17 protein-coding genes are annotated in these 23,972 nt (G+C 69.5%); 11 read left to right on the forward strand and 6 right to left on the reverse strand.

Translation table 11 applies throughout. The features are described from left to right. Positions 1-38: 38 nt before the first annotated feature. Complete coding sequence (gene trxA / locus ABT092_RS09965) at positions 39-521, reverse strand: thioredoxin (RefSeq protein WP_351241801.1); 483 nt, start codon at positions 519-521, stop codon at positions 39-41. 116 nt (positions 522-637) lie between these two features. Here trxA and ABT092_RS09970 point away from each other — a divergent pair, with 116 nt between their 5' ends. Further along, positions 638-2,062: a dihydrolipoyl dehydrogenase family protein gene (locus tag ABT092_RS09970; protein ID WP_351241803.1), complete on the forward strand. Its 1,425-nt coding sequence runs from the start codon at positions 638-640 to the stop codon at positions 2,060-2,062. A gap of 108 nt (positions 2,063-2,170) precedes the next feature. Continuing rightward, complete coding sequence (locus ABT092_RS09975) at positions 2,171-2,938, forward strand: recombinase family protein (protein WP_351241805.1); 768 nt, start codon at positions 2,171-2,173, stop codon at positions 2,936-2,938. On the opposite strand, the gene ABT092_RS09980 is transcribed toward ABT092_RS09975, so the two are convergent. The 5 genes from ABT092_RS09980 to ABT092_RS10000 form a co-directional block, all read right to left on the reverse strand. Beyond that, positions 2,847-3,572 (reverse strand): ABC transporter ATP-binding protein, encoded by a 726-nt coding sequence (locus ABT092_RS09980; RefSeq protein ID WP_351241807.1) that lies wholly within the window; start codon positions 3,570-3,572, stop codon positions 2,847-2,849. The two genes, ABT092_RS09975 and ABT092_RS09980, sit on opposite strands and share 92 nt — an antisense overlap. After that, a complete protein-coding gene (locus tag ABT092_RS09985) occupies positions 3,569-4,366 on the reverse strand; it encodes an ABC transporter ATP-binding protein (protein ID WP_351241809.1) in 798 nt (265 codons plus the stop codon). Before ABT092_RS09985 ends, ABT092_RS09980 begins: the two co-directional genes overlap by 4 nt. Next, complete coding sequence (locus ABT092_RS09990; RefSeq protein WP_351241811.1) at positions 4,363-6,357, reverse strand: ABC transporter permease; 1,995 nt, start codon at positions 6,355-6,357, stop codon at positions 4,363-4,365. The genes ABT092_RS09985 and ABT092_RS09990 overlap by 4 nt, the downstream gene beginning before the upstream one ends. Positions 6,358-6,376: 19 nt before the next feature. Then, entirely contained in the window at positions 6,377-7,657 is a 1,281-nt protein-coding gene (locus ABT092_RS09995; RefSeq protein WP_351241813.1) for an ABC transporter substrate-binding protein, read from the reverse strand. Positions 7,658-7,983: 326 nt separating this feature from the next. Beyond that, positions 7,984-8,193 (reverse strand): hypothetical protein, encoded by a 210-nt coding sequence (locus tag ABT092_RS10000; protein ID WP_351241815.1) that lies wholly within the window; start codon positions 8,191-8,193, stop codon positions 7,984-7,986. Between the two features lie 1,182 nt (positions 8,194-9,375). Here ABT092_RS10000 and ABT092_RS10005 point away from each other — a divergent pair. From ABT092_RS10005 to ABT092_RS10045, 9 genes are all read left to right on the forward strand, one after another. Beyond that, complete coding sequence (locus ABT092_RS10005; RefSeq protein WP_351241817.1) at positions 9,376-9,987, forward strand: hypothetical protein; 612 nt, start codon at positions 9,376-9,378, stop codon at positions 9,985-9,987. Next, complete coding sequence (locus ABT092_RS10010; protein WP_351241818.1) at positions 9,984-10,643, forward strand: hypothetical protein; 660 nt, start codon at positions 9,984-9,986, stop codon at positions 10,641-10,643. The genes ABT092_RS10005 and ABT092_RS10010 overlap by 4 nt, the downstream gene beginning before the upstream one ends. Continuing rightward, on the forward strand, positions 10,643-15,334 hold the full coding sequence (locus ABT092_RS10015; RefSeq protein WP_351241819.1) for a putative T7SS-secreted protein: 4,692 nt from the start codon (positions 10,643-10,645) through the stop codon (positions 15,332-15,334). Before ABT092_RS10010 ends, ABT092_RS10015 begins: the two co-directional genes overlap by 1 nt. A 5-nt stretch (positions 15,335-15,339) precedes the next feature. Beyond that, a complete protein-coding gene (locus ABT092_RS10020; protein WP_351241820.1) occupies positions 15,340-15,786 on the forward strand; it encodes a hypothetical protein in 447 nt (148 codons plus the stop codon). A gap of 604 nt (positions 15,787-16,390) precedes the next feature. Then, positions 16,391-18,199 carry an aldehyde dehydrogenase family protein gene (locus ABT092_RS10025; RefSeq protein WP_351241822.1) on the forward strand — a complete coding sequence of 603 codons (1,809 nt, stop codon included), beginning with the start codon at positions 16,391-16,393 and terminating at the stop codon, positions 18,197-18,199. Between the two features lie 440 nt (positions 18,200-18,639). Next, a complete protein-coding gene (locus ABT092_RS10030) occupies positions 18,640-19,938 on the forward strand; it encodes an MFS transporter (protein WP_351241824.1) in 1,299 nt (432 codons plus the stop codon). Between the two features lie 238 nt (positions 19,939-20,176). Beyond that, a complete protein-coding gene (locus tag ABT092_RS10035; RefSeq protein WP_351241826.1) occupies positions 20,177-20,728 on the forward strand; it encodes a TIGR03086 family metal-binding protein in 552 nt (183 codons plus the stop codon). Between the two features lie 177 nt (positions 20,729-20,905). Next, a complete protein-coding gene (locus ABT092_RS10040; protein WP_351241828.1) occupies positions 20,906-22,207 on the forward strand; it encodes an alpha/beta hydrolase family protein in 1,302 nt (433 codons plus the stop codon). 265 nt (positions 22,208-22,472) lie between these two features. Beyond that, on the forward strand, positions 22,473-23,924 hold the full coding sequence (locus tag ABT092_RS10045) for an amidase (protein WP_351241830.1): 1,452 nt from the start codon (positions 22,473-22,475) through the stop codon (positions 23,922-23,924). Positions 23,925-23,972 lie beyond the last annotated feature (48 nt).

Below are 23,972 nucleotides of genomic sequence, written 5' to 3' on the forward strand. Positions count from 1 at the left end.
CGAGGGCCACCGGGCGCAGCGCGCGAGGAAACGCTCGATCAGCTCCCGCCCTGCTGCTCCGCGGCGATCGACTTGCGCACCTCGTCCATGTCCAGGCCCCGCGCCTGGCTGATCACGTCGTCGAGCACCGCCTGCGGCAGGGCGCCCGGCTGCGAGAACACCGCCACCTGGTCCCGCACGATCATCAACGTCGGAATCGACTGGATCTCGAACGCCTGCGCCAACTCCGGCTGCGCCTCCGTGTCGACCTTCGCGAACACCAGGTCCGGATTGGCCTCCGCGGCCTGCTCGTAGACCGGGGCGAACTGACGACACGGCCCGCACCAGGCCGCCCAGAAGTCGATCAGGACGAACTCGTTGTCCGTGACCGTCTGGTCGAAGTTCTCCTTGGTCAGTTCCACGGTCTTGCTCATGTCCGCTGCCTGCTTCCTGGTCGTGACGGGTGACCCTGCTCCGGGCCCGCGACCTCGGGCCCCGGGATCCCGGCGGCACCGGCGGGCCTTCGGCCGAACGGCCGGCACCGTTCCGCACAACGATCACGGCCCGGGGGATATTCCACCCGAGCCCACGGGCGGGCGCGCCCGTCGAACGCGTACCCGTGTGGCCCGGCGACACACCTGCCTCCAGACTGGTGCCCATGACGGAGACGACCGAGTACGACGTGGTGGTGCTGGGCGCCGGACCGGTGGGGGAGAACGTGGCCGACCGCACCCGCGCGGCCGGCCTGAGCACGGCGGTGGTCGAGGCCGAACTCGTCGGCGGCGAGTGTTCCTACTGGGCGTGCATGCCCAGCAAGGCCCTGCTGCGCCCCGTGATCACCCGCGCCGACGCCCGCCGGACCCCCGGACTGGCCGACGCCGTCCAGGGGCCCCTCGACACCGCGGCGGTACTCGCCCACCGGGACGAGGTCACCGCCCACCACCGCGACGACGGACAGGTCACCTGGTTGGAGTCGACGGGTGCCCGGCTCCACCGCGGCCACGGCCGTCTGGACGGCCCCCGCCGGGTCACCGTCACCGCACCCGACGGGCGGACCCACCACCTCACCGCGCGGCACGCCGTGGCCGTCTGCACCGGCAGCCGCGCCCGGCTCCCGGACCTGCCCGGCCTGGCCGAAGCCCACCCGTGGACCAGCCGCGAGGCCACCAGCGCCGAACGGGCCCCCCGACGGCTCGTCGTCATCGGCGGGGGAGTGGTCGGCGTGGAGATGGCGACCGCCTGGCAGCGCCTGGGCTCCCGGGTGACGCTCCTGGTGCGCGGTGACCGGGTGCTGCCCCGGATGGAGCCCTTCGCCGGAGACCTCGTCGCCGAAGCGCTGCGCGGAGCCGGCGCCGAGGTCCGCACGGGCACCTCGGTGCGGTCGGTGACCCGGGAGGCGGACGCCGTCACGGTGGAACTCGGCGACGGCGAGCGGGTCACCGCGGACGAGGTCCTCGTCGCCACCGGTCGCGCCCCCCGCACCGACGACATCGGCCTGGACACCATCGGCCTGACACCGGGCGACTGGCTCACCGTGGACGACACCCTCCGGGTGCCGGACCACCCCTGGCTCTACGCCGTCGGCGACGTCAACCACCGCGCGCTCCTCACCCACCAGGGCAAGTACCAGGCGCGGATCGCGGGCGCGGCGATCACCGCACGGGCCCAGGGCGTACCGCTCCTGGAAACCGACCGCTGGGGCGCCCACGCCGCCACCGCCGACCACACCGCCGTCCCCCAGGTCGTCTTCACCGACCCGGAGGTCGCCGCGGTCGGCCTGAGCCTCGCCGAAGCCGAAGCCGCCGGTCACCGCGTCCGCGCGGTGGACTACGACCTCTCCTCCGTCGCCGGCGCCTACCTCTACGCAGACGACTACCGCGGACGCGCCCGGATGGTCGTGGACCTGGACCGGGAGGTCCTCCTCGGCGTCACCTTCGTCGGCCCCGGAGTGGGCGAACTGATCCACTCGGCCACCATCGCCGTCGCCGGCGAGGTCCCGCTGGAACGCCTGTGGCACGCCGTCCCCTCGTACCCGACGATCAGCGAGGTGTGGCTGCGGCTGCTGGAGGCGTACCGGGGTTGAGCGCACACCGGCGGAGGCTGCGGTATGCATGGCATGGCTCGAAACATGATCGAACGTCCCTTTGACGGTTGTGGTCGATGCCTCGTCGGATTCCCCCACCTCTCCCAGATGTCCGCAGCCACCAGCTCCCCGGAGCGCCAGCGTGACGACGTGCTCGCCGCGGTCGAGTCCGTCGACGGGCCCGTCATGGCCTGGGCCGACGACTGGGAGGTCTCGGGAGCCACCGACCCGATGACCCGCCCGAAGCTCGGCCCGTGGCTCCGGGACGAGCGGGGGCCGTACGACGGCATCGCCGGCGCGGTCGTGGACCGGCTGGGCCGTAACCTCGTGGACTGCCTGAACACCGGCTACATGATGCGGGACACCGGCAAACTGCTGCTGACCTACGGCCATGACGGCCTCATCGCCTACCTGGCACACGACCCGGACGCCCTGGACGAGTTCTCGCCCGTACCCCGTCCTCGTTCGGATCGCCGTCCTCCGTGGACCCCTCGGGGAGCATCCGTGGACGACCGCTTGGAGGACGAGGCAGTCTTGACGCCGAGGGCTGCTCGGGGGCCTTCGCGGAGACAGCCCGCACGACCCGCGGCCGGACGGATCAGGGCCGTGACGTCTTCCGGGAGGAACAGCCGGATGTTGTTCATGCCACGTCCCCGGCCGGTCCGGCCGTGTGCACAAGGTCGCCCACCTGCGCACGCACCGGACCGGGTACCGGTTCAGGACCCGCCCCGGTCACTCACCTCCATGCTCCTCCCGCGTACCCGGCAGGTCGAAAGGGTGTTTGTCACGATGGCGAGGTCGTGGCCGACCCTCCAAGGTAGCCGGCCACGAGAAGCTGCCGGTCCTCCAGAAGGGCCGCCGCTCCTGCGTGGGTGACGAGCTCGCCGTGGGAGAGCACGTAGCCGTGGTCGGCAACCTCAAGAGCCAGGTGCACGTGCTGTTCGACCAGCAGGACTCCCGCACCCGTGTCGTCGGCGAACCGTCGCACGATGGGCAGCAGTTGTTTGATGATCAGAGGCGCGAGCCCGAGACTCAACTCGTCGACGAGTAGCAGCTTCGGGCGTCGGGCGAGTGCGCGGGCGACGGCGAGCATCTGGCGCTCGCCCCCGCTGAGCAGACCCGCGCGACGATCCCGCAGGGCCTCAAGGGCCGGAAAATACGTGAATGCCGTAGGGACGTCCAGCCGTTCACCGCGGTGCGACAGCTTGAAGTGCTCTCCGACGGTCAGTCCGGCGAAGGTCCCCCCTCCCTCCGGCACATGCGCGGTGCCCCGTCGGGCCAGGGCACTCGCGCTCAGTCCGGCGACGTCCTCGCCGTTGAAGCGGACCGATCCCGCGACCGTCTTGAGCACACGGGACACCGCACGCAGGGTCGTCGACTTGCCGGCGCCGTTGGGGCCGAGCAGGGCGACCACCTGACCGGCGCGGACCTCCAGATCGAGGGCACGTACGACGGGAGCGCCGCCGTATCCCACGGACATCCGCCGGACGCTCAGCACGGGCTTGCTCATCCGTTCAGCCCTCCGTCGTCCTCGACCCCGTCCTGCGGCGTTGCGGTGGCGGCGGCCGAGGAGGCGCCGAGGTAGGCGCTCAGCACGTCGGGATCGTTCCGGATCGCCTCCGGCGTGCCCCGTGCGATCACCCGGCCGAAGTCCAGGACCACGAGTTCGTCGCAGACGGACATGACGAGATCCATGTCATGGTCGATCAGCAGAAGCGCGATCCCGGTGTCGAGCACGCGACGCAGGCGCTTCCCCAGTTCCCGGCTCTCCACCGCGTCCAGACCTGCCGCCGGCTCGTCCAGACACAGTACCGACGGCACCGGCGCCAGCGATCGGGCCACGGCGACCAGCTTCCGTTGACCTTCGGTGAGTTCATCGGCACGGCGCTCGGCGAGATCGCGCAGGTCCATCAACTCAAGAGCCCGGTCGATGCCGGAGTGTCGTGGTGGCCGGCCACTGGCGAACTCGACGAGCGCCTGCCACACGGACGGGTGATGGGCACTGACCAACAGGTTCTCTCTGACGGTGAGGTCTTCGAACAGATCGGCCGACTGCCAGGTGCGCATCAGGCCGGCCCTCGCCCGCTGGTCCGGTCTGGACCGGGTGATGTCCCGGTCCCCGAGGAACACCCGTCCCGACGCCGAGGTGAAGCCGGTGATGGCGTCGATCAACGAGGTCTTGCCGGCGCCGTTGGGTCCGATGAGCCCGACGAGCTTGTGCGGGTGCAGTTCGAGATCGACATCGGCCACGGCCTGGACGCCGCCGTACCGGACCGTCATGCCCGTTGCCCTGAGGGCGTTCATGGCGCGTGAGTCCTTTCGTGCGTGGCGACCACCTCGTCGCCGGGCTGTTTCCGCGCCTTCAATCCGGGCAGTCGCGTACCGACGATGCCTGCGGGTGATGTGGTCACGGTGAGGATCAGGGCGACGCCTCCGAAGAGCAGCTCCCACGCCGTCGGCAGTCCGGTGAGGTTCTGCACCAAGGTGATCACGAGGCCGCCGGAGACCAGCAGGCCGCCGACCGCGGCGCCGCTCACGGTGGTGATGCCGCCCATGTAGGCGAACGCAACGAACGCCAGGGCCGTCATGACGCCGAACCGTCCGGCGGTGACCGACCCGAACGAGTACGCGTACAACGAGCCGGCGACGCCCGCGATCCCCGACGAGAGGGCAAAGGCGGCCAACTTCACGTTCCGCACACCGATCCCGACCGACGCCGCCGCACGTTCGTTGGAACGTACCGCGAGCATTCGTTGCCCGAGCAGGGTGCGCCGGGTTTGCGCCACCAGCAGACCGGTAGCAGCCGCCACCACGAGGCAGACCATGCCGAACAGCGGGCTCGGCAGCGTGTCATCGCCGAGGAAGAAGCTGCCTCCCGGTCCCAAGTCGACACCGCCGAGAGTCGGGGTGCCCACTTGCGACCCACCGCCGCCCGCACCCCACGTCGAGTTGGCGAACCCGAACGCCTCGATGGCCACCGCTCCGGCGAGGGTGACGATGGCCAGGTTCACGCCTCGCACGCGCAGCGCTGACGAGGCGACCAACGTGCCGAGCAGCATGGCGACCAGAGCGCCCAGAACGGGAGCGAACGGGAAGCCGATCCCTACGTGGAGCGACAGCTTGGACACGACGAACCCCGATGCCCCGGCGAGTGCCACCTGAGCGAGTGACACCTGGCCCACGAAACCCGTGATCACCACGAGCGAGAGGCAAACGATCATGCCGATCAGGGACGTGATCGTTGCCTGGCGAACATCGAACGGCAGGATCACCAGGAGAACTGCCACCACCGCGACGAACCCCGCTGTGGGCACGAGTGTCCTTCGTGCTGCAGGCGCCTGCGGGAGCCTCGGCTCGACGATGACACCGCGTTGCGGAAGAGAGCCGCCCCGAAGGAACATGGCAATCACGACGATCAGGAAGTAGGTCAACTCGGTGACTCCCGGCAGGGGCGTGCCGTCCACCGTCGGGAACCAGGTCTGCGCCTGCGCCAAGGTGATCAACGATCCGATGACTCCCAAGGCGAGACCGGCGACCGCCCCGACGAAGAGCGAGGAGAACCGTGCGATCAGCGCCGCTCCTAGCGCGGGGATCACTGTGATGGTGATCGAGACCGGATTCAGCAGCGTCAAGGGCGCGACCAGGACCCCGAGACCGCCCGCCAGAGCGAAGGCCAGAACCGTGTTGGCCATCGAGAGCCGGCTCGGTGACAGACCGTACAGCTCTGCCGCGTTCTCGTTCTCCGCCGCCGCCTGCGTGGCCAGCCCGAGACGCGTCCAGCGGTATCCCGCCGCCAACAGTGCCGTGACAGTCAGGATGATGCCCGTCAGGACGAACGGGTCCTTCGGGACCTGCTGGCCGAAGACGCTGACGAACCCGAGGTCGTCGAAGACGGGCACCGCCGACTGTCCCGCGCTGCCGTACTCCAGTTTGATGACCGCCTGGAGTACCAGCAGGAGCCCTACCGAGGCCACCAGCTTCGCCAGTGGGGGCGACTTCCTGAGCGCCCGGAGCACCCCGGCGTCCCACAGCACTCCGAGGAGAACGCAGAACAGCATCGTCACGGCGAACGCCGGTAGCGTCGGCATGGGTCCGCCCATGTCGAGTTCCTCAAGTACGAAGAAGCCGCCGGTTCGCAGGCCGAAGAAGACGAAGGCCGCGAACATCGCTACGGCTCCCATGCCGAGGTTGACCGCCCCCGCTCCGCGGTAGTTGAGCACGATCCCGACGGCCAGGCTCGCGATCAACGCCCCTGGCCCGAGTCCGAGAACGGCGAACAGAAGTACTTCGCTCATCGCTGCACCTCGCTCCGGCTCAAGAGCTCTTCACCTCGTTGATCCACTTGCCGTCTGTGGCGTCCTCCCACGTGCCGTTGCCCTCGTAGGTGTAGGCGCGCGCGGACTTGGTGCCCAACGCGCCTTCCTCAGGGAACGCACCGAACGCCAGGACCGGGGAGAACATGGGCGCGCCGGACTTGGTAGCGGTCAACAGCTCCGAGAGCTTCTCCGGCGTCCGATCGGAACCGGCCTCGACCAGAGTGCGCACCGCCGTCATCACGCCGGCGAATCCGGCAGGCGCAAGGCCGCCCAGCTGCTCCTTGTCATGCTTCTCCATGGTGGTGCGATACGCCGAGACCGCGGGACTCGCCTCGGGGAGCGCGGTGTTCTCGTAGGTGTAGATGTAGGTCCACGGCGCGAAGTCGCCCAGGCCGTCACGTACTGCCTCCGACACGCACGTGAAGCCGCCGATGACCGGCTTGCTGATGGCCATCTGCTTCACCGCCTTGGCCACCCCGATGCAGGCCGGAGGGGACACGGCCACGACGATGAGCGCGTCGTTGCTGTTTCCCCCAGTGGCGGTGAGCGGCGCGGTGAAGTCACTCGTCGTACCCGAGTAGGTGGACTGGTTGACCTTCACGCCGGCTGTCTCCAGCAGTCCCCGGATTCGCTTGCCCTGAGCCACGGCTGCCGGGTCGTCGTTCCTGTTCAGGAGTCCCACGGTCTTGGCCCGCACGGTCTCGGTGACGTAGGAGGAGTAGGTCTCACTCGTGAAGGCCCCGGCGGAGATCCCGTAGCTGTTGGCGGCCACGGTGTCGGCGACCGTGGTCGGATTGGTCACGATGACGGGCTTCCTGCCGGCCATCGTCTGATGGAAGGCACCGGTGCCTATCGGGGCCACACCCTCGATGACCAGGTCGATCTCGTCATCGTTGAGCATCTCCTGGGCGCATGCCTGACCCTGCTCCTCCGAGGTGACGATGGCGCACTTCCTCAACTCGATCGGCCGGCCGCCAACACCTCCGAGTTCTTCGTTGACGAGAGCCACTGCAGCCTCAGCGGACTCGGTCACCTCGGGAAAGCTGACGTCCCCACCCTCCAGGTTCACCCAACCGACGGTGATCGGTTCGCCTTGCGCCTTGCCCTCGCCGGCGCCGGTGAAGTCGCGGTAGAAGGCGGCCGCCTCCGACGTTGACCCGGCCGACTCCGCACCCGCTCCCGCGGACCCGTCCCCGGAGGAACAGGCGGTGAGCGCTAGACACACTCCGATACTCAGGGCAAGCGCGAGAGGAGCGCGGCTCGTTGACGTGAATTTCATGACGATCTCTCTTCTTCCTTGATGCCAGGGCCAATCCGGCGGCATGGCGGCTCGTGCGTGGGGTGTCGATGTCGGGGTCCGGTCAGGTGTGCCACGAGGTCACCGATGCCCTCGACGCTGCACCGGACCTCGTCGCCCGCGCGGATGAGCACCGGGTGCTTGCGGCCGGTGCCTACGCGGGGTTCGAAGCCGGCACGCTTCGACAACTGCTCGACGGGTTAGGGGCGTTGGTGACGAGGCGTGAGGCGTGTCCCTTCTGCACGGCCTTGCCGTCGAGGGGGCGGTGGCGATCTTCGGGTTCTCCGCGGCGGTGACCTCGTGGGCGGTCACGACGAGCGGCCCGCCGGGTGGCAGGTCGCCCCGCGTCGACCGCCCGCCTTCGGGGGCGGTAGGTCGCAGCCGGACGTATCAGTGCGGCCGGAGCTGTTGGCGGTGACCTTGAACGCCCCGGAGTCCAGGACATGGATGGCCGCCGCGATGCCGACCGGCATGGGCGCGTCGTCGGCGATCGGGATATGCGCGGCGACGGACTTCATCTGCTCGCCCGAGTCGAACCCGCCCAGGCGGCGACGGATCCGAGAACGTCGAGTACTGGGCGGACCTCGGCGAAGGCGTCCTCGTCTCTGCTGTCGGACCGGGCGACTCGTTCGTCCGAAGACTGGTCTCGGAGGAGATCGGGACGAAGCGATTCTGCTGGGCTCCACGCGATCCTTCGGCGCTGGCGCGGTGCTCTCCGAGGTGTGGCTCGGTGCCGACCTGGTCATCGGTGTGTGCCCTTCTCTGAGCTGCGTGAGCTGCGGGTCGCCGTCGGTTCCCCGCACGCGCCGTCGTCACGGCGTGGATGCGCCGGGCCGGGTGCCGTGCGGCTCAGGGCCGTGGTGGGTGCACTGGATGAGCGAGTCCAACCTCGACCACCCATGAGCAACGCGTCCACGATGAGCCCGGGACCTCATCGTGTCAACATATACGTCAAAACATCGACGCAAAGGTCAATGGCGCTTGGTGGCGGTGCCCTCGGCTCGCCCGCACGGCGTTCGATGCTCCGTCCCTGGCGGAGAAGCAGGTGGCGGCAGCAGGCCGGGCCGCGCCGTGACGGCCGGCTTCCCCGGGTTCGCCTAGGCACATGGGGGTAGCGGCACCCAGCTGCTCAACGGGGCGCCGATGTGTTCTCGCATGTGCCGGCCGGCGCTCAGGCCCGGCTGCGGTGCGGGCCGTGCGACGTCCCTCGCGGAACGATGGTCTGCCGGACGGGCGTCAGGGTTCTTGACGGGGGTGGAGTCCTGCTGCACGCTCCCGTCAGTAGCGCTGCCGTACGGCGGAAGGTCGGGTTCGTGGCATGCGCCGACCGAGCGACATGTCCCCAAACCGTCGAGGTGATACCGGCTCGCGACCATTCGCTGATTCCCGCCGGGGTCCGGTCTCACCACCGCCCTGACCGTCTGGCAGCCGTCCAAACCGACGAGACCGGACCGGGGTTCCACCCCCTGCGGCGGCGACGTCGGGGCGGTTCAGGGGATCACTGATCTCGCACTCGCGGCCGGGACACCCGACTCTTGGCCCACCCCACCTCCGGTTGCGGCGCCACCTCACCGTCGACCGGCACAGCGGTGATCCGTGCAGCCAACCGCGTGCCGGCGCACCGGGATCGAAGGGGAGTGACAGGGTTGTGGCGTAGGCGCGTTGTGGTTCGCGAGGCTGTGTGCGCCATGATGTCTGGCATGACTGAGCACGGGGGTGCGGCGGATCAGCCGCGGGAATCGCCGAGGTCTCGCCTCGCCGACTACGTGGAGATGAGTGGTCCGGTTCGGTCGGCGTCGTCCTCCGACGTGGTGGGGGAGGTCGAGGGCGGAGTCAGTCAACCGGCGTTGCCCGTGTCTGGAGGATTCGGTGCGGCGGCGGATGATCCCGGCGCCTTACTCGACGCCCCCGAGGTGCTGGCTCGGAAGCGGGAGTTCGCCCGGCTTCTTGGTGAGTTCCGGCGGACGGCGGTGCTGGTGCCGTTGGGTGATGAGCCGGGCCCGGAGGAGGAACGGGGGCTGCTGACGGCGGACTTCAACGGCATCAGGTTCATCCTGGCGTTCTCCGACGAACAGGCCCTGGCCCGGTACGCCCGGGCTCGCGGTGAGTTCGCTCGTGAGTGGGTGTACCGCACGATTCTGGGCGCGCGGTTGCTTGATGTCGCGGTGCCTGCGGCGGGTGTGCCCTGCGGGGTGGCGTTGGACTGTGCGGACGGGACGGACGGGACGGTGTTCCCGCCGGTGAGGGGCATTGTGTCGGACGAGGTGGCGGTCGATCGTGATGTGGCCGACGGTGAGGGGGCGGGGCGATGAGCGGCGGTGGCAAGGACCTGAAGGCCGATGGTCTCGCGTTGATCGCCAAGGGGCTGACCGAGGCGCTGGCCGAGCTGAAGGAGCTGGGCATGGTGGGGGAGGCCGGTGCGGGGCGGGGTTTCGGGGACATTGCGTTGTCGGGTTTGGAGTTGGGCCATCAGGGGCTGACGGACGACTTCACGTCGTTCTGTGAGCGCTGGGAGTGGGGGGTGCGCTCGCTGGTGAACGAGGGGAACGCCTTCGCGTCGAAGACGGGCCTGTCGGCGGGCACGTACTACGAGACCGAGCGGTACGTCGAGGGCAGTTTGAAGGTGGTGACGAACTCGCTGATCGGCAATCCGTACGCGTCCGAGGACGAGGTCGTCCGGCAGGGTTGGGGTGACATCGCCACGTCCGGTGCCCTAGGCGGTGTGGACTACAGCAGGGAGTCCTTCGACCAGGCGCTGGCCAACAGCGGGCAGGGGTGGAAGGACGCGGGCCGGGACGTGATGACCTCCTCCACCGTCGGCCCGATGGGGCTGAACCCGCAGAACCTGCACGGCGCCGCCGGTATGTCCGACGCCGAGTACGAGCGGTGGCTCGACTCCACCTTCGGCCCTTCCCCCGAGGAGCGGGCGAAGGCCGCCGAACAGCAGCAGGGCGGGGGCGCGGGCTGATGGGCTTCGGTGATCTGGTCAACGACGGGCTCGGCAAGCTTGAGGACGGCGTCGACGCGGGCAAGAAGCTGGTCGGCGAGGGAGTCGACTGGACCACGGACAGGGTCGGTGACGGCCTCGACTACGTCGGTGCGCACGGCGCCGCCGACGCGGTCGAGGACTGGGGCGACAGCGTCGCCTCCGACCTCGGTGCCACGCCCGGTGAACAGCAGCTCGGCCAGACCGAGGAGGCGAACGAGCTCGTCCACGGCAAGCCCGACAAGATCCGTGCGTCCGCGAAGCACCTCAAGGACTTCCACACGGCGTTCGACCAGGTCAGTGTCGGCATGCGCAAGGTCGACTCCTCGGGTTGGGCCGGTGAGGGGGGTGATGCGTTCCGCAAGAAGTTCGGTGTGCATCCCACCAAGTGGGCGCAGGCTGCTGCTGCTTGTGAGAAGGCGAGCGGCGCCCTGGAGGCGTACGCCGACACGGTGACGTGGGCGCAGGGCAAGGCGAAGGAGGCGGTCGAGCTCTACAAGAAGGGCAGGAAGGCCTCGGAGGAGGCGGTCGACGCGTACAACAAGAGGGTCGACGCCTACAACGCGAAGATCAAGGCGGCCGAGGACCCCGGCCCCCGGCCCGAGCCCTTCCAAGACCCCGGCAAGGCCGACATCGAGAAGGCCCACGAAACGCTCGCCGAGGCCCGTGGGCAGCGCAACACCGCGGCCGGTGACGCCCGGGCCAAGGTGAAGGCCGCCCTCGCGCACGCCCCCGCCGAGCCCCCGCCGCTCGACCGCCTCGGCAGCAACATCCTCGACGGCTACCAGGCGTACAACACCGAACTCACCCATGTGGTCGGCGGCGCGCTGAAGGGCACCGCGGGCTTGGTGAACTTCGCCCGCGGCCTCAACCCCACCGACCCCTACAACCTCACCCACCCCGCCGCCTACATGCAGAACGTCTCCATGACGCTCTCCGGCCTCGTCTCCACCGCTGCCCACCCCGAACGCATCGCCACCGCTGTCGCCGACGGCTTCAAGAAGGACCCTTCCGAGTTCACCGGGCGCCTCATCCCCGAGCTGATCGGGACGAAGGGCGCGGGGCTCGCGCGAGGCGGGATGCGGGCGGCGACTGCAAAGGGCGGGAACGCCGCACGCGAGACGGCGACGAAGGAACCGCGCCCGGAGAACCCACGCAAGAAGGTCGAGAACGATCCCAGCGACCCGGTCGACCTGGTCACCGGCACGATGTACCTGCCACAGACCGACGTCACCCTGCCCGGCACACTCCCCCTCATCTTCACCCGCCGCCTGGAATCCGGCTCACGCCTCGGCCACTGGTTCGGCCCCTCCTGGACCTCGACCCTCGACCAACGCCTGGAAATCGACGCCGAAGGCGTCATCTTCGTCACCGAAGACGGCCTCCTCCTCACCTACCCCCACCCCGCCCCCGGCGCCCCCACTCTCCCCACCACCAGCCCCCACCGCTGGCCCTTGGACCGGACCGACCAGGGCTACACGATCAACGACCCGCACACGGGCCGCACCTGGCACTTCACCGACCAGACCGCCGACCGGTCCGTCCTGGAACAGATCGACGACCGCAACGGCAACTGGATCACCTTCGAGCACACCTCCGAAGGAACCCCCCTCGCCGTCACCTCCTCCGGCGGCTACCGCCTCACCCTCACCGTCGAAGACGACCGCGTTACGACCCTGTCCCTGGCCGGCGCGGCCCCCGATGGCACCGACCAACAGCTCAAGCGCTACGCCTACTCCGTGTCCGGTGACCTGACCCAGGTCTTCAACTCCTCCGGCCTACCGCTGACGTTCACCTACGACGACCGAGGCCGGGTCACCTCCTGGACCGACAGCAACGACCGCTCGTACACCTACGAGTACGACGACCAGGACCGCTGCACCGCCGAAGGCGGCGAAGCCGGCCACATGAAGCTCCGCCTCACCTACGACGAACGGGACCCGGCGACTGGCCACCGCATCACGACGGCGACCACGGGCGAGGGTCACACCCGCCGCTACTACATCGACGAGCACCGGCATGTGGTCGCCGAGACGGACCCGCTGGGACACGTCACACGGTTCACACGGGACCGGTTCGGACGGGTGCTCACGCGAACCGATCCGCTGGGGCACATCACCACGTGCGGGTACGACGCCACGGGCAACGTCGTCTCGGTGACCCGCGCAGACGGCCGCAAGGTCACAGCCGAGTACGGCGACTTCAACCGCCTCACCCGTATCCGCGGCACAGACGGCAACACCACCCGCCACACCTACGACGTCCGCGGCAACCGCCTCACCAGCACCACCCCGGCAGGCCACACCACCCGCTTCACCCACGACGACGCAGGCCGCCTCACCTCCGTCACCGACCCCCTCGGCCATGTCACGACCGTCCACTGCGACCGCGCCGGCCTCCCGGTCGAGATCACCGACCCCCTCGGCGCCGTCACCCGCTACGCGCGCGACACGTTCGGCCGCCCGATCACCATGACCGACCCCACCGGCCTCACCACCCGCCTCGCATGGACCGTCGAAGGCCAACTGGCCCGCCGCACCACACCCGACGGAACCAGCGAGACCTGGACCTATGACGGCGAGGGCAACTGCACCACCCACACCGACCCCCTCGGCGGCACCACCCACTTCGAATACACCCACTTCGACCTCCTCACCGCCCGCACCACCCCCGACGGCACCCGCTACGAGTTCACCCACGACGCCGAACTCCGCCTCACCCGCGTCACCAACCCCCAGGGCCTGACCTGGGACTATGCCTACGACCCGGCCGGACGCCTCGTATCCGAGACCGACTTCGACGACCGCACCCTCGCGTACGTCTTCGACCCGGCGGGCCATCTCGTCTCCCGGACGAACGCACTCGACGAGACGACGGCGTTCGAGCGCGACGCGCTGGGGCGCACCATCCGCAAGGACGCGGCAGGCCGAGTGAGTACCTTCGCTTACGACCTCTCGGACCGGCTCGCCGAGGCGACAAGCCCCAACGGCACCCGGCTGAGCATCCTGCGTGACCGGTACGGCCGTGTCCGCACGGAAACCGTCGACGGGCGCACCCTCACGTACGACCACGACGAACTAGGCCGCCGCACCGGCCGCACCACCCCCACCGGAGCCCGCACCACCTGGTCGTACGATGCCGCAGGCCGCCGAACGAACCTGATCGTCTCCGGCCGCCCCGTCGACATCACCTACGACGCTGCGGGCCGCGAACTCACCCGCGGAGTTGGCGGCTTCCTCACCCTCGCCAACACCTACGACCCGATGGGCCGCCTGGCCACCCAGACCGCTACCACGGACGGCGAGACCCTGCAACGACGGTCCTACGCCTACCGGGCCGACGGCAACCTCACCGCCCTCGACGACCACCTCGACGGCCCCCGCACCTTCACCCTCGACCCCGTAGGCCGCGTCACCGCCGTCCACGCCACCAACTGGACCGAGACCTACGCTTACGACGCGGCAGGCAATCAGGCAGCAGCCTCCTGGCCGGCCACCCACCCGGGCTACGAAGCCACCGGCGCCCGCACCTACACCGGCACCCGCATCACCCGAGCCGGCGGAGTCCGCTACGAACACGACGCCCTCGGCCGCGTCACCCTCCGCCAGAAAACCCGCCTCTCCCGCAAACCGGACACTTGGCACTACCAGTGGGACCCGGAGGACCGCCTCACCCAGGTCACCACCCCCGACGGCACCGTATGGCGCTACACCTACGACCCACTCGGCCGCCGCACATCAAAACAACGCTTATCGGCAGACGACACGACGGTGACAGAACGGATCACGTTCACCTGGGACGGCACCGCCCTCTGCGAACAGACCACATCGACACCCGATGCCCCGAACCCGGTCACCCTCACCTGGGAACACCGCGGCCTGCAACCGATCACCCAGACCGAACGCATCACTGCCGCCGACGCCGCCCCCCAGACGGAGATCGACTCCCGCTTCTTCGCCATCGTCACCGACCTCGTCGGCACCCCACGCGAACTCGTGGCAGAGGACGGCGAGATCGCCTGGCACACCCGCACCACCCTCTGGGGAACCACCACCTGGAACACCACCGCCACCGCCTACACCCCACTCCGCTTCCCAGGCCAGTACCACGATCCCGAAACCGGCCTCCACTACAACTACTTCCGCTACTACGACCCCGAAACCGCCCGCTACACGACCCCTGACCCCCTCGGCCTGGTCCCTGCGCCCAACCCACACACCTACGTCCACAACCCCTACAGCTGGACCGACCCCCTGGGCCTTGCGCCTTCCTACCCCAAGGGGGAGAAGTCAAACCCGTTCGGTTCGCGCGCTGAAGCGAAGGAGGCGGCCTATGAACTGGCGGGAATCCGCCTCGGCGAGGCAGAATTCTGGGCTGAGTGGCAGGTGGTCGGCGATGTGAGAATGAGTAACATGGACGGCTACGTCTACTCTTCTGAGGCATCGCATTGGGGGAATTTTCGACAGTACGAAACCCCTCAGGGATCAAGAGTTGTCGTCGAGCACACGCACGATCCAGCAGGTCCGCACTTCCATGCCGGAAAGCCGAAGATCGATGAATCCAGAACATTCGTCAACTTTGGATGGGATCACAGCGGAGGCTATCGCGGTATGGAAAGATACGCCAAAATGAACAAAGAGGGCGGGGACCATCACTTCTTCTACGAGGAGTAGGCGCGATGAACGATCCGACGAGCAGAGAGTTCTGGTTGGGCAGAGCGATCGATATGGGGCTCGCAACCCTGGATGAGTCCGCTCCGGAAGGCGTCCCCAGTGTGAGTCAGGCACTGCTGAGCGTGACGAACGTGGAGGTCCGGCCCGCCAAGGTCATCCCCTCCGATTCCCCTGGTGCACTGGATGAAGCTGATCGCCAGTGGCTTGCCACGGCAAGGAGTCATTCACTTTTCACTGAGGACGGGAAGTTCCTCATCGCTCTTCCCGGACCGGGGGCGGTCGGCGCCGGCTGGATTTGCGTTAAATGGGTGGATGGAGTCGGGATTTCATCCCGGTTGAGCCATCAAAAGGAAAACGTAGATTTCATGGCAATGTCATTCGACGGGCAGTCTCTGTGTGCTGTTACGGAAGAAGATAGTGAGTACTGGATCGTCTTCCATGATTTCTCCTGAGTTGAGTGATCGCAAGATCACAGATGAACGCTGGCACTGGAGTGCGGATCGCGGAGTAGCGCGCAGGCGCGGGTGATGCCCGTGCTCTGCTGGGTGGATCGCGGCGGGGCTGGTTTTGGTGCCGGTGGACGGCGGGTCTGTGGGCGGGTGATTCCGTCGGGCTACGGACGTTGCCGGTCCGGTTCACTCCGCGGAGGGTAATTCCTCGGGCTCTGGCGCTCTACACGTTTCACGAGGAGAGGAAATGATACGGCTCCCGGTGTGGAATCAGTCGGGGAACGGGCGCTTGGGAAAACGGGTGCGTGACCGGGAGGCGACCTGTCGTGGATAGGATCGTTTCCTGCACGGTAGCGATGGACGAGGCCGTGCACGCACTGCAGCGAAACGCCCCTTCCTGGGCTGCCACTCCGATCACGGAACGCATCGCCCTGCTCGAACGAGTCGTACCGAGGATCCTCGACGTGGCCTCGGATATGGTCACCGCGGCCGCCCGCGCGAAGGGCTACGCTCCGGACTCCCCGTGGGCGGCCGAGGACTGGGTGGGCCGGCGGCCCCTGGGCCCCGTCTTGAGGTGCTGCGTCGTGTGGCAACGGGAAGGGACCCGGTGGAATCCCACGCGGTGCGCATCCGTGACGGACGCCTCGCGGTCGACGTCTTCCCCGTCACGGGGTGGGACCGCGTGGTCCTCAACGGACACCGTGCCGAGGTGCGGATGCAGGAGGGCGCCACGCCCGAGAGCGTCCTGGCCGGTGCGGCGGAGGAATACCGTGGCGGTGCGAGCCCACCTGGCGTCGCACTGGTGCTCGGGGGCGGCAACGTCGCCTCTGTCACCCCGCTCGACGTCCTCCACAAGCTCTACGCCGACGGTCAGGTCGTCGTGGCGAAGACCCACCCGGTCAACGCCTACCTTCGTCCCCACCTCGACTGGGTGTTCGGCGAGTTCGTCAGGCGCGACTGGCTGCGGTTCGTCGACGGGGGCGAGGCGGAGGGCGCGTACCTCACCGCACACCCGAGCTTGGACTCCCTGGACGCGACGGGGAGCGACCGCACTCACGACGCCATAGCGTGGGGCACCGACGCTCTGGCCGAGCGGCGGCGCCGCGAAGACGCTCCCCTGGTCACCAAGCCTTTCACCAGCGAACTGGGCGGAGTCAGCCCCGCCATCGTCCTCCCCGGGGACTGGAGCGACAGGGGCTTCCGTTTCCAGGCCGAGCACATCGTGACCAGCAAGCTGAACAACTCGGGCCACAACTGTGTCGCCAGTCAGGTGCTCGTTCTGCCGGCCGGCTGGACCGGATCCCGGCGACTGCTGGACGAGATCCGCCTTCTCGCGCGTGCGCTTCCGCCACGCGCCGGCTACTACCCCGGCACCGAGAATCGGCCGGCCGAAGTCCTGGCCCGCCACCCGGAGGCCGAGATCCTCGGCACCACGGGCCTCGTCCTGGTACCGGAACTGCACGACCACGACGATCCGCTCATCACGACCGAGGTCTTCGCCGGCGCCCTCGGCATGGTCAGGCTTCGCAGCGACGGTCCGCACGAGTTCCTCCGCCGCGCGGTCGACTTCGCCAACGACGTCCTGCCCGGGACGCTGAGCGCCACGGTCCTCGTCCACCCACGGACGGAGAAGGCGGCACCCTCCACCGTTCGGGACGCCATCGCCGCACTGCGCTACGGGACCGTGGGCGTCAACTCCTGGCCAGGGGTGGGGTTCCTCCTCGGCTACACGCCCTGGGACGCCTACCCCGGCCACACCCGCCGGGCAGTCGGCAGTGGCAACCGGATTCGTGCACAACGCCTTCATGCTGGGAGAGGTCGAGAAGACCGTGCTCGGCGCACCCGTCGCACCGGCGCCAGGGGGCTTCTTCGTCGGTTCTCCGTCGCTCTCACTTCGCCACGAGTCGCACCGGGCGCGCGACCCTGGAACGACTCACCCACTTCGTCGCCGCACCGCAGGCCAGGCGCTTGCCGGCGCTCGCCTTCTCCGCGCTCAGGAGCTGACGCGAGACCGAGCGCTTCCTCGCCTTCACCAGCAGCGCCCGCACCTTCATCCACCACCGCGGACTCACCACGTCAGACGCCCCCACGGCCGTACCCGACTGCCACGACACGCAAGGAGCACCGAACGATGACCTGCCAGCAGCTGCAGAAACCCAGACGGGCATCGAAACTGCTTCGACGATCCGGCCTTGATCGACGTCAGTCTGGTCATGATCTCCGTCCGGGCGCGTCGCCCGGCCTGATGGTGTGCCACGCGAGGCCGGCGACGTCGGCGGGGACGCGCGTCGACGTGTGGAGCGTGGTGCGAGCGGGTCGTGAGCCGTGCGGCCTGGTGAGGGACCGGCGGACCCGGGTGGGTCGGGCGCGCTGCACGGCCTCACCACGGAAGGCGCCTGCAACCGCGGGACGCTGACCGGCCCGCGGACGGTGAGGCCGGGAGCGGGCGAGGGGTCCCGGCAAGCGGGAACAGGCGCGGGCTCCGCGTGATCGCGGCGTTCTCCACGCTCAGTGATCACACGGAGGACCCGTGCCTGTGGGGCCGGTTCGCGGCTCTCCTGCCGACGCCACACGTGCGCGGGATCTTCCACGCCCCGAGGGCGAGCGTCCGCACCGGCGTGGACCGACGCCGGACCGTCCGGAGCGCTGCGCAGGTGGCGGCCCTGCTGGTCGAAGTCTTCGGAGAACCGAACCTCACCGGTCCTGACGGGCCGTCACCGCCTTCCGCATGGCCGAGCGCGCGTCGTCCTCCCGCGGAAGGCCGGCCCTGAGGCAGGCCACGAGGATCCCCCGACCGATGCATGCGGAGGCCGTGCAATACCCTGTCGGGGTATATGGCCTGGGAGGAAGGTAGCCATGGGATTGTTCGCGCTGCGAGATTTCCGCCGTCTGTTCAGTGCGCAGATCATCGCGTTGTTCGGCACGGGGCTGGCCACCGTCGCACTGGGGCTGCTCGCCTACGAGCTCGCGGGCCCGAGCGCCGGCGCGGTCCTCGCCACCGCTTTGACGATCAAGATGGTCATGTACGTCGTCATCGCGCCGCTGGCTGCGGCCTATGTGGATCGTCTACCGAGGAGGAAGCTCCTCACCGCTCTCGACGTGGTCCGGGCCGTGGTGGTGATCGCGCTGCCGTTCGTCACGGAGGTCTGGCAGATCTACGTGCTGATCGGTGTCCTCCAGGCGGCGTCCGCCGCGTTCACCCCCACGTTCCAGGCGGTGATTCCCGACATCGTCACCGATGAGGCGGACTTCACCCGGGCGCTGTCGGCCTCTCAGGTCGCCTACACCATGGAGAGCCTGCTGAGCCCGGTCCTCGCGGCGGTGGCGCTGTCCTTCATGAGCTTCAACTGGCTCTTCGTCGGCACGTCCATCGGGTTCGCCGTCTCCGCCCTGTTCGTGCTCTCCACACGCATCCCCGACGCCCGGCCCAGCGAGCACACCCGGGCGTGGGACCGCGTCGCTTCGGGGATCCGGACCTTCGTCACCACTCCGAGGCTGCGCGGCATCATCGCGCTGAACCTGGTGGTCGCCGCCGCGGGCTCGATCGTCGTGGTCAACACCGTGAACTACGTCCGCGACGAACTCGACGGAACCCAGACCGACGTCGCCTGGATGCTCGCCGCCTCCGGGGGCGGCACCCTGCTGGTCGCGCTCCTGCTGCCCCGCGTCCTCGACCGTGTCCGTGAACGCACGGTGATGACGACCGGCGCCGCGGTCCTGCTGACAGGCGTCGCCGCCGCCGTCACGATGAGCGCGTCCGGCTTCACCACGTGGGCGGGGACGGCGGCCGTCTGGGCCGTCATCGGGGGCGGAATGGCGCTGATCGTCACACCGACCGGGCGGGTGCTGCGCCGTTCGGCCGAGCCGAACAGACTGCCCGGGGTCTTCGCCGCCCAGTTCTCGCTGTCCCATCTGGCGTGGCTGGTCACCTACCCCGTCGCCGGCTGGATCGCCACGGAATCGGGGTTCACGTTCACCTGGACGATCCTCGCCGTCCTCGCCGCGCTGGGAGCCGTCGCCGCACTGGCGCTCTGGCCGCGCGAGGAACTGGCCGAGGCCGCCGGAACCATCGGTGACCCCGCCGTCCGGGAGGAGACCGAGGCGGCACAGGGCACGCTCGCCGTCTGCCAGTGCACCTGCGTCCAGACGGTGTGAAGCCGGCGGGGGCCTTGCCTCGTGTTCCCGCGTGCCGAAGGCACCGGAACGGACGCGGCGCAGCCGCCGTCTCCCCCCGCGGACCCCGACAACTGCCCTGAGATCCCAGCCCTCACCACGGCGCGGCAACGGTGACGGCCGGGGGCGATCCGCGTACGGCTCACTGTTCGCCCGGCTTGATCGACAATGGAGGGGCCGGCGCGGGAAGGCCGGCACCCGGACGGAGCGGAGGGGCCGAGTGGCATCGTCAGTACCAGAACTCTACGGGCGGATCGCGGAGCGATTCGGGGAGTTGATCCGTGATTGCCCACGAGATGGATGGGAGGCCGCGTCTCCGTGCCCTGGATGGACGGCGTGGGACGTGGTGGCCCACGTGGTCACGAATCACCGGCGGGCCGTCGCCGGACTGGAGGGGTCGGACTACTCCGGGCCCGGCCGGGGCGAGGACCTGTCTCGGGCATGGGAAGCGGCATCCGTGGAGGTCAAGGCCGCTCTGCGGGACCCGGCGAAGGCGCACGCCCGCCTCGGAGAGGAGTTCGGCTCCATCCCGTTCGAGGAATTCGTGAGACGGATGGCGTGCGCCGACACCTTGATCCACGGGTGGGACCTGGCCCGGGCGACGGGTCAGGACGAGGTGCTGGACGCCGAAGCGGTGGCCGTGGCGACGGAGATCCTGTTGCCGGAGGACGGGGACATCCGGATGCCGAGGGCGTTCGGCGCCAAGGTTCCCTCGGCCGTCGATGCGGACGCCCAGACCAGGTTGTTGAACTTCCTGGGTCGGCGGGTGTGACAGGGGGCCCGCGGGGGTGGCCGACCACCCCCGCGGGCCGTTCCCCGGTGTTCGGCAGCCGGGCGCGTGACCACGGGCGAGCACCGCACCGAGGGTTCCGGGTGCTGTCCCCCCCCCCATCGCATGCGGGGGTCCGCTCCATGTCCTGCCCCGACCCGGCCGAAGCATGATCAACACATGAACAGCCCTCTCCGGTACAAGCGTTCCACCGCTCTGGTCCTCGGAACCGTCGTCCTCGGTGCCGTCGTGCCCCTGGCCGGCCCCGTCCCGGACGCCGACGCCCGCTCCCCGCACCGGCCCGCGCGGGGCGGTGCCGTGGTGGCGGTCGAGGACGAGACCCGGATGAGCGCCGACGAGGTGGCCGAGAGCCTGCGACAGGGGGGAATCGACGCCTCCCGGGCCCGTTACGACGTGACCCGGTACCGCGTCCTCTACCGCACCACCGACAGCACGGGCGCTCCCACCACCGCCAGCCAACTCGTGGTGCTGCCGCACAACGGCGCAGACTCCCTGTCCGCCGTCTCCTGGCTGCACGGCACCTCGGTCCACAAGGCCGAGGCGGCGTCGGTGAATCCGAACTCCTCCGACCGCCGCGCCGCCCTCCTCTTCGCCGCTGCCGGGAGGGCGGTCTCCGCCCCCGACTACGTGGGCCTCGGCAAGGGCGACGGCCTCCATCCCTACGGCGATCCGACGGCCACCGTGGCCGCCGCGGTCGACGGGCTGCGCGCCGCCCGGACGCTCGCCCGCGAACGCGGACGGAAACTGCGGCCGGAGGTCGGAATCAGCGGCTTCTCCCAGGGCGGGCCCGCGACGATGATGGTCGGCCGGGCCCTCGCCGAGGAGCGAGCCGACCGGTACTTCCGGCCGGGCGCGCTCGCACCGGTCGGCGGGCCCTTCGACTTGAGCACCTTCGAAGCCGCCGCGGCGAACGACGGGATCAACAGGTCCGCGATCTACCTCGCGTACTTCGCCACGGCCTGGAACAGGATGTACGGGCTCTACGGCTCGCCCGCCGAGGCGTTCCGCGCCCCCTACGACCAGAAGGTCGAGAGGCTCTTCGACGGCCACCACACCGCCTCCGACATCCTGCGTGAACTCCCCGCGAGCTCGAAGGAACTGTTCACCGCGGAATTCCTCGACCGGGTCCGCAGGCCCACCGGTGTGCTGAAGGCCAGGCTGCGCCCGCTGGACACCACCTGCGACTGGCGCCCCGGGGTGCCCGTGCGGATCTTCCACGGCAACCGGGACGAGGACGTTCCGCCGAGCCACGCCCACCACTGTTCCGACCAGTTGACGGAGAACGGGGCGCGGCACGCGGTCGTCGATGTGGGCGCCCATGACCACAACGCCTCGGTGCGGGAGGCCCTGCCCCGGGTCGTCGACTTCTTCGAAGACCGTTCCCGTGTCGGTCAGCGCCCGGTGGGCGGCTCGCCGGCGGCGGAGCACGCACGGACGAAGGCATCCGAGCGCTCGTGGTGATCCGGAATGCCGCGCGGGAGGAATCCGCGGGTGAGGGTCAGGAGGGATGAGGTGAGCAAGGTGGCCTCGTCGGTGCCGACGCGGTGCCGTGGAGCGGTGTCCGTGACGGGGCGATCGCTGAAGAGGCAGACCGGGGCGTCCCTCTGCCTGGCCGGCGGACGGCTGGGATTGCCGACGGAGGAAGTCGTCCAGGCAAGGGAGGGTTCCCTCCGTTGCGCGAAGGGGCATTCCGTGGCCTCTTCCGCGGGTCCGTACCGTCGGATCCATGGAATGGAACCTTTCGACGGCGGAACGGCTCGTGACCGCCATACGCGCCGGTGAAGTGACCTCGGCGGAACTGACCGACGGGGCGATCGCCCGGATCGAGCGGGACGACGCGGCGATCAACGCGATCTGCGTGCCGGACTTCGACCGGGCGCGGGCCGCCGCGCGCCGTGCCGACCGGGCACGTGCCCGCGGCGAGGACCGGCCGCTGCTGGGCGTTCCGGTGACGGTCAAGGAGTCCTACGACGTCGCCGGGCTGCCCACGACCTGGGGCATGCCGCTGCACCGGGACTACCTGCCGGCCCAGGACGCGGTGCAGGTGTCGCGGCTCAAGGCCGCGGGCGCGGTGGTGCTCGGGAAGACCAACGTGCCCCTGGGACTACAGGACTTGCAGAGCTTCAACGAGATCTACGGCACCACCAACAATCCGTGGGACCACCGTCGTACGCCGGGCGGCTCCTCCGGCGGCTCGGCGGCGGCGCTGGCGTCCGGATTCGGTGCCCTGTCCATCGGCTCCGACCTCGCCGGGTCCTTGCGCACCCCCGCGCACTTCTGCGGCGTCTACGCGCACAAGCCCACGCTCGGGCTGGCGGCGAGCCGCGGCATGGTCCCGCCGCCGGGGCCGGCCCTGCCGGTCGAGTACGACCTCGCCGTCGTCGGACCGATGGCGCGCACCGCTCGCGACCTGACGCTCCTGCTCGACGTCATGGCCGGACCGGACCCGCTGACGCTCGGCGTGGCGCACGAGGTGAGGCTGCCGGCCGCGCGCCACGAACGGCTCCGCGACTTCCGGGTCCTGGTCCTCGACGAGCATCCGCTCATCGCCACCGGGTCCGCGGTGCGGGCGGGCGTGGGCCGGGTGGCCGACGCACTCGTCGACGGCGGGGCCCGCGTCGAACGGGACAGCCCGCTGCTGCCCGATCTGGCCGAAGCCGCGGTGCTCTACATGACGTTCCTGTTCTCGGGCTCCGTTGCCCGTTTTCCCGTCGAAGCGTACGAGCGACTACAGGCCCGGGCCGCAGCACTGAGCCGGGACGACGAGAGCCTCGACGCGGCGCGGCTGCGCGGCATGGTGCTCGGACACCGCGACTGGATCGGGGCGAACGGCCTTCGCGAGCTCCACCGCCATGGCTGGCGGCAGGTCTTCGCCGAGTTCGACGTCGTGGTGTGCCCCGTCACGCCCACTCCCGCGTACCCGCACGACCACGACCCCGACCTGCTGAAGCGTCGGATCGACATCGACGGCGTCGAGTACCCCTACTTCGACCAACTCGTCTGGGCCGGTCTGGCCACCTTGCCCGGTCTGCCCGCCACCGCCGTCCCGGCGGGCCGGTCGCCCGAGGGCCTGCCGGTGGGAGTGCAGCTCATCGGTCCGATGTTCGAGGATCGCACGCCGTTGAGGCTGGCCGAGCTGCTGGAGCAGAGGATCGGCGGCTTCCAGGCGCCGGAGTAGCGCGTACGGCCTGGGCGGCCGTATCCGCGGGGCCCGACCGGCCCCGTG

It is taken from the genome of Streptomyces sp. NPDC002490 (assembly GCF_040296045.1).
Classification (GTDB): domain Bacteria; phylum Actinomycetota; class Actinomycetes; order Streptomycetales; family Streptomycetaceae; genus Streptomyces.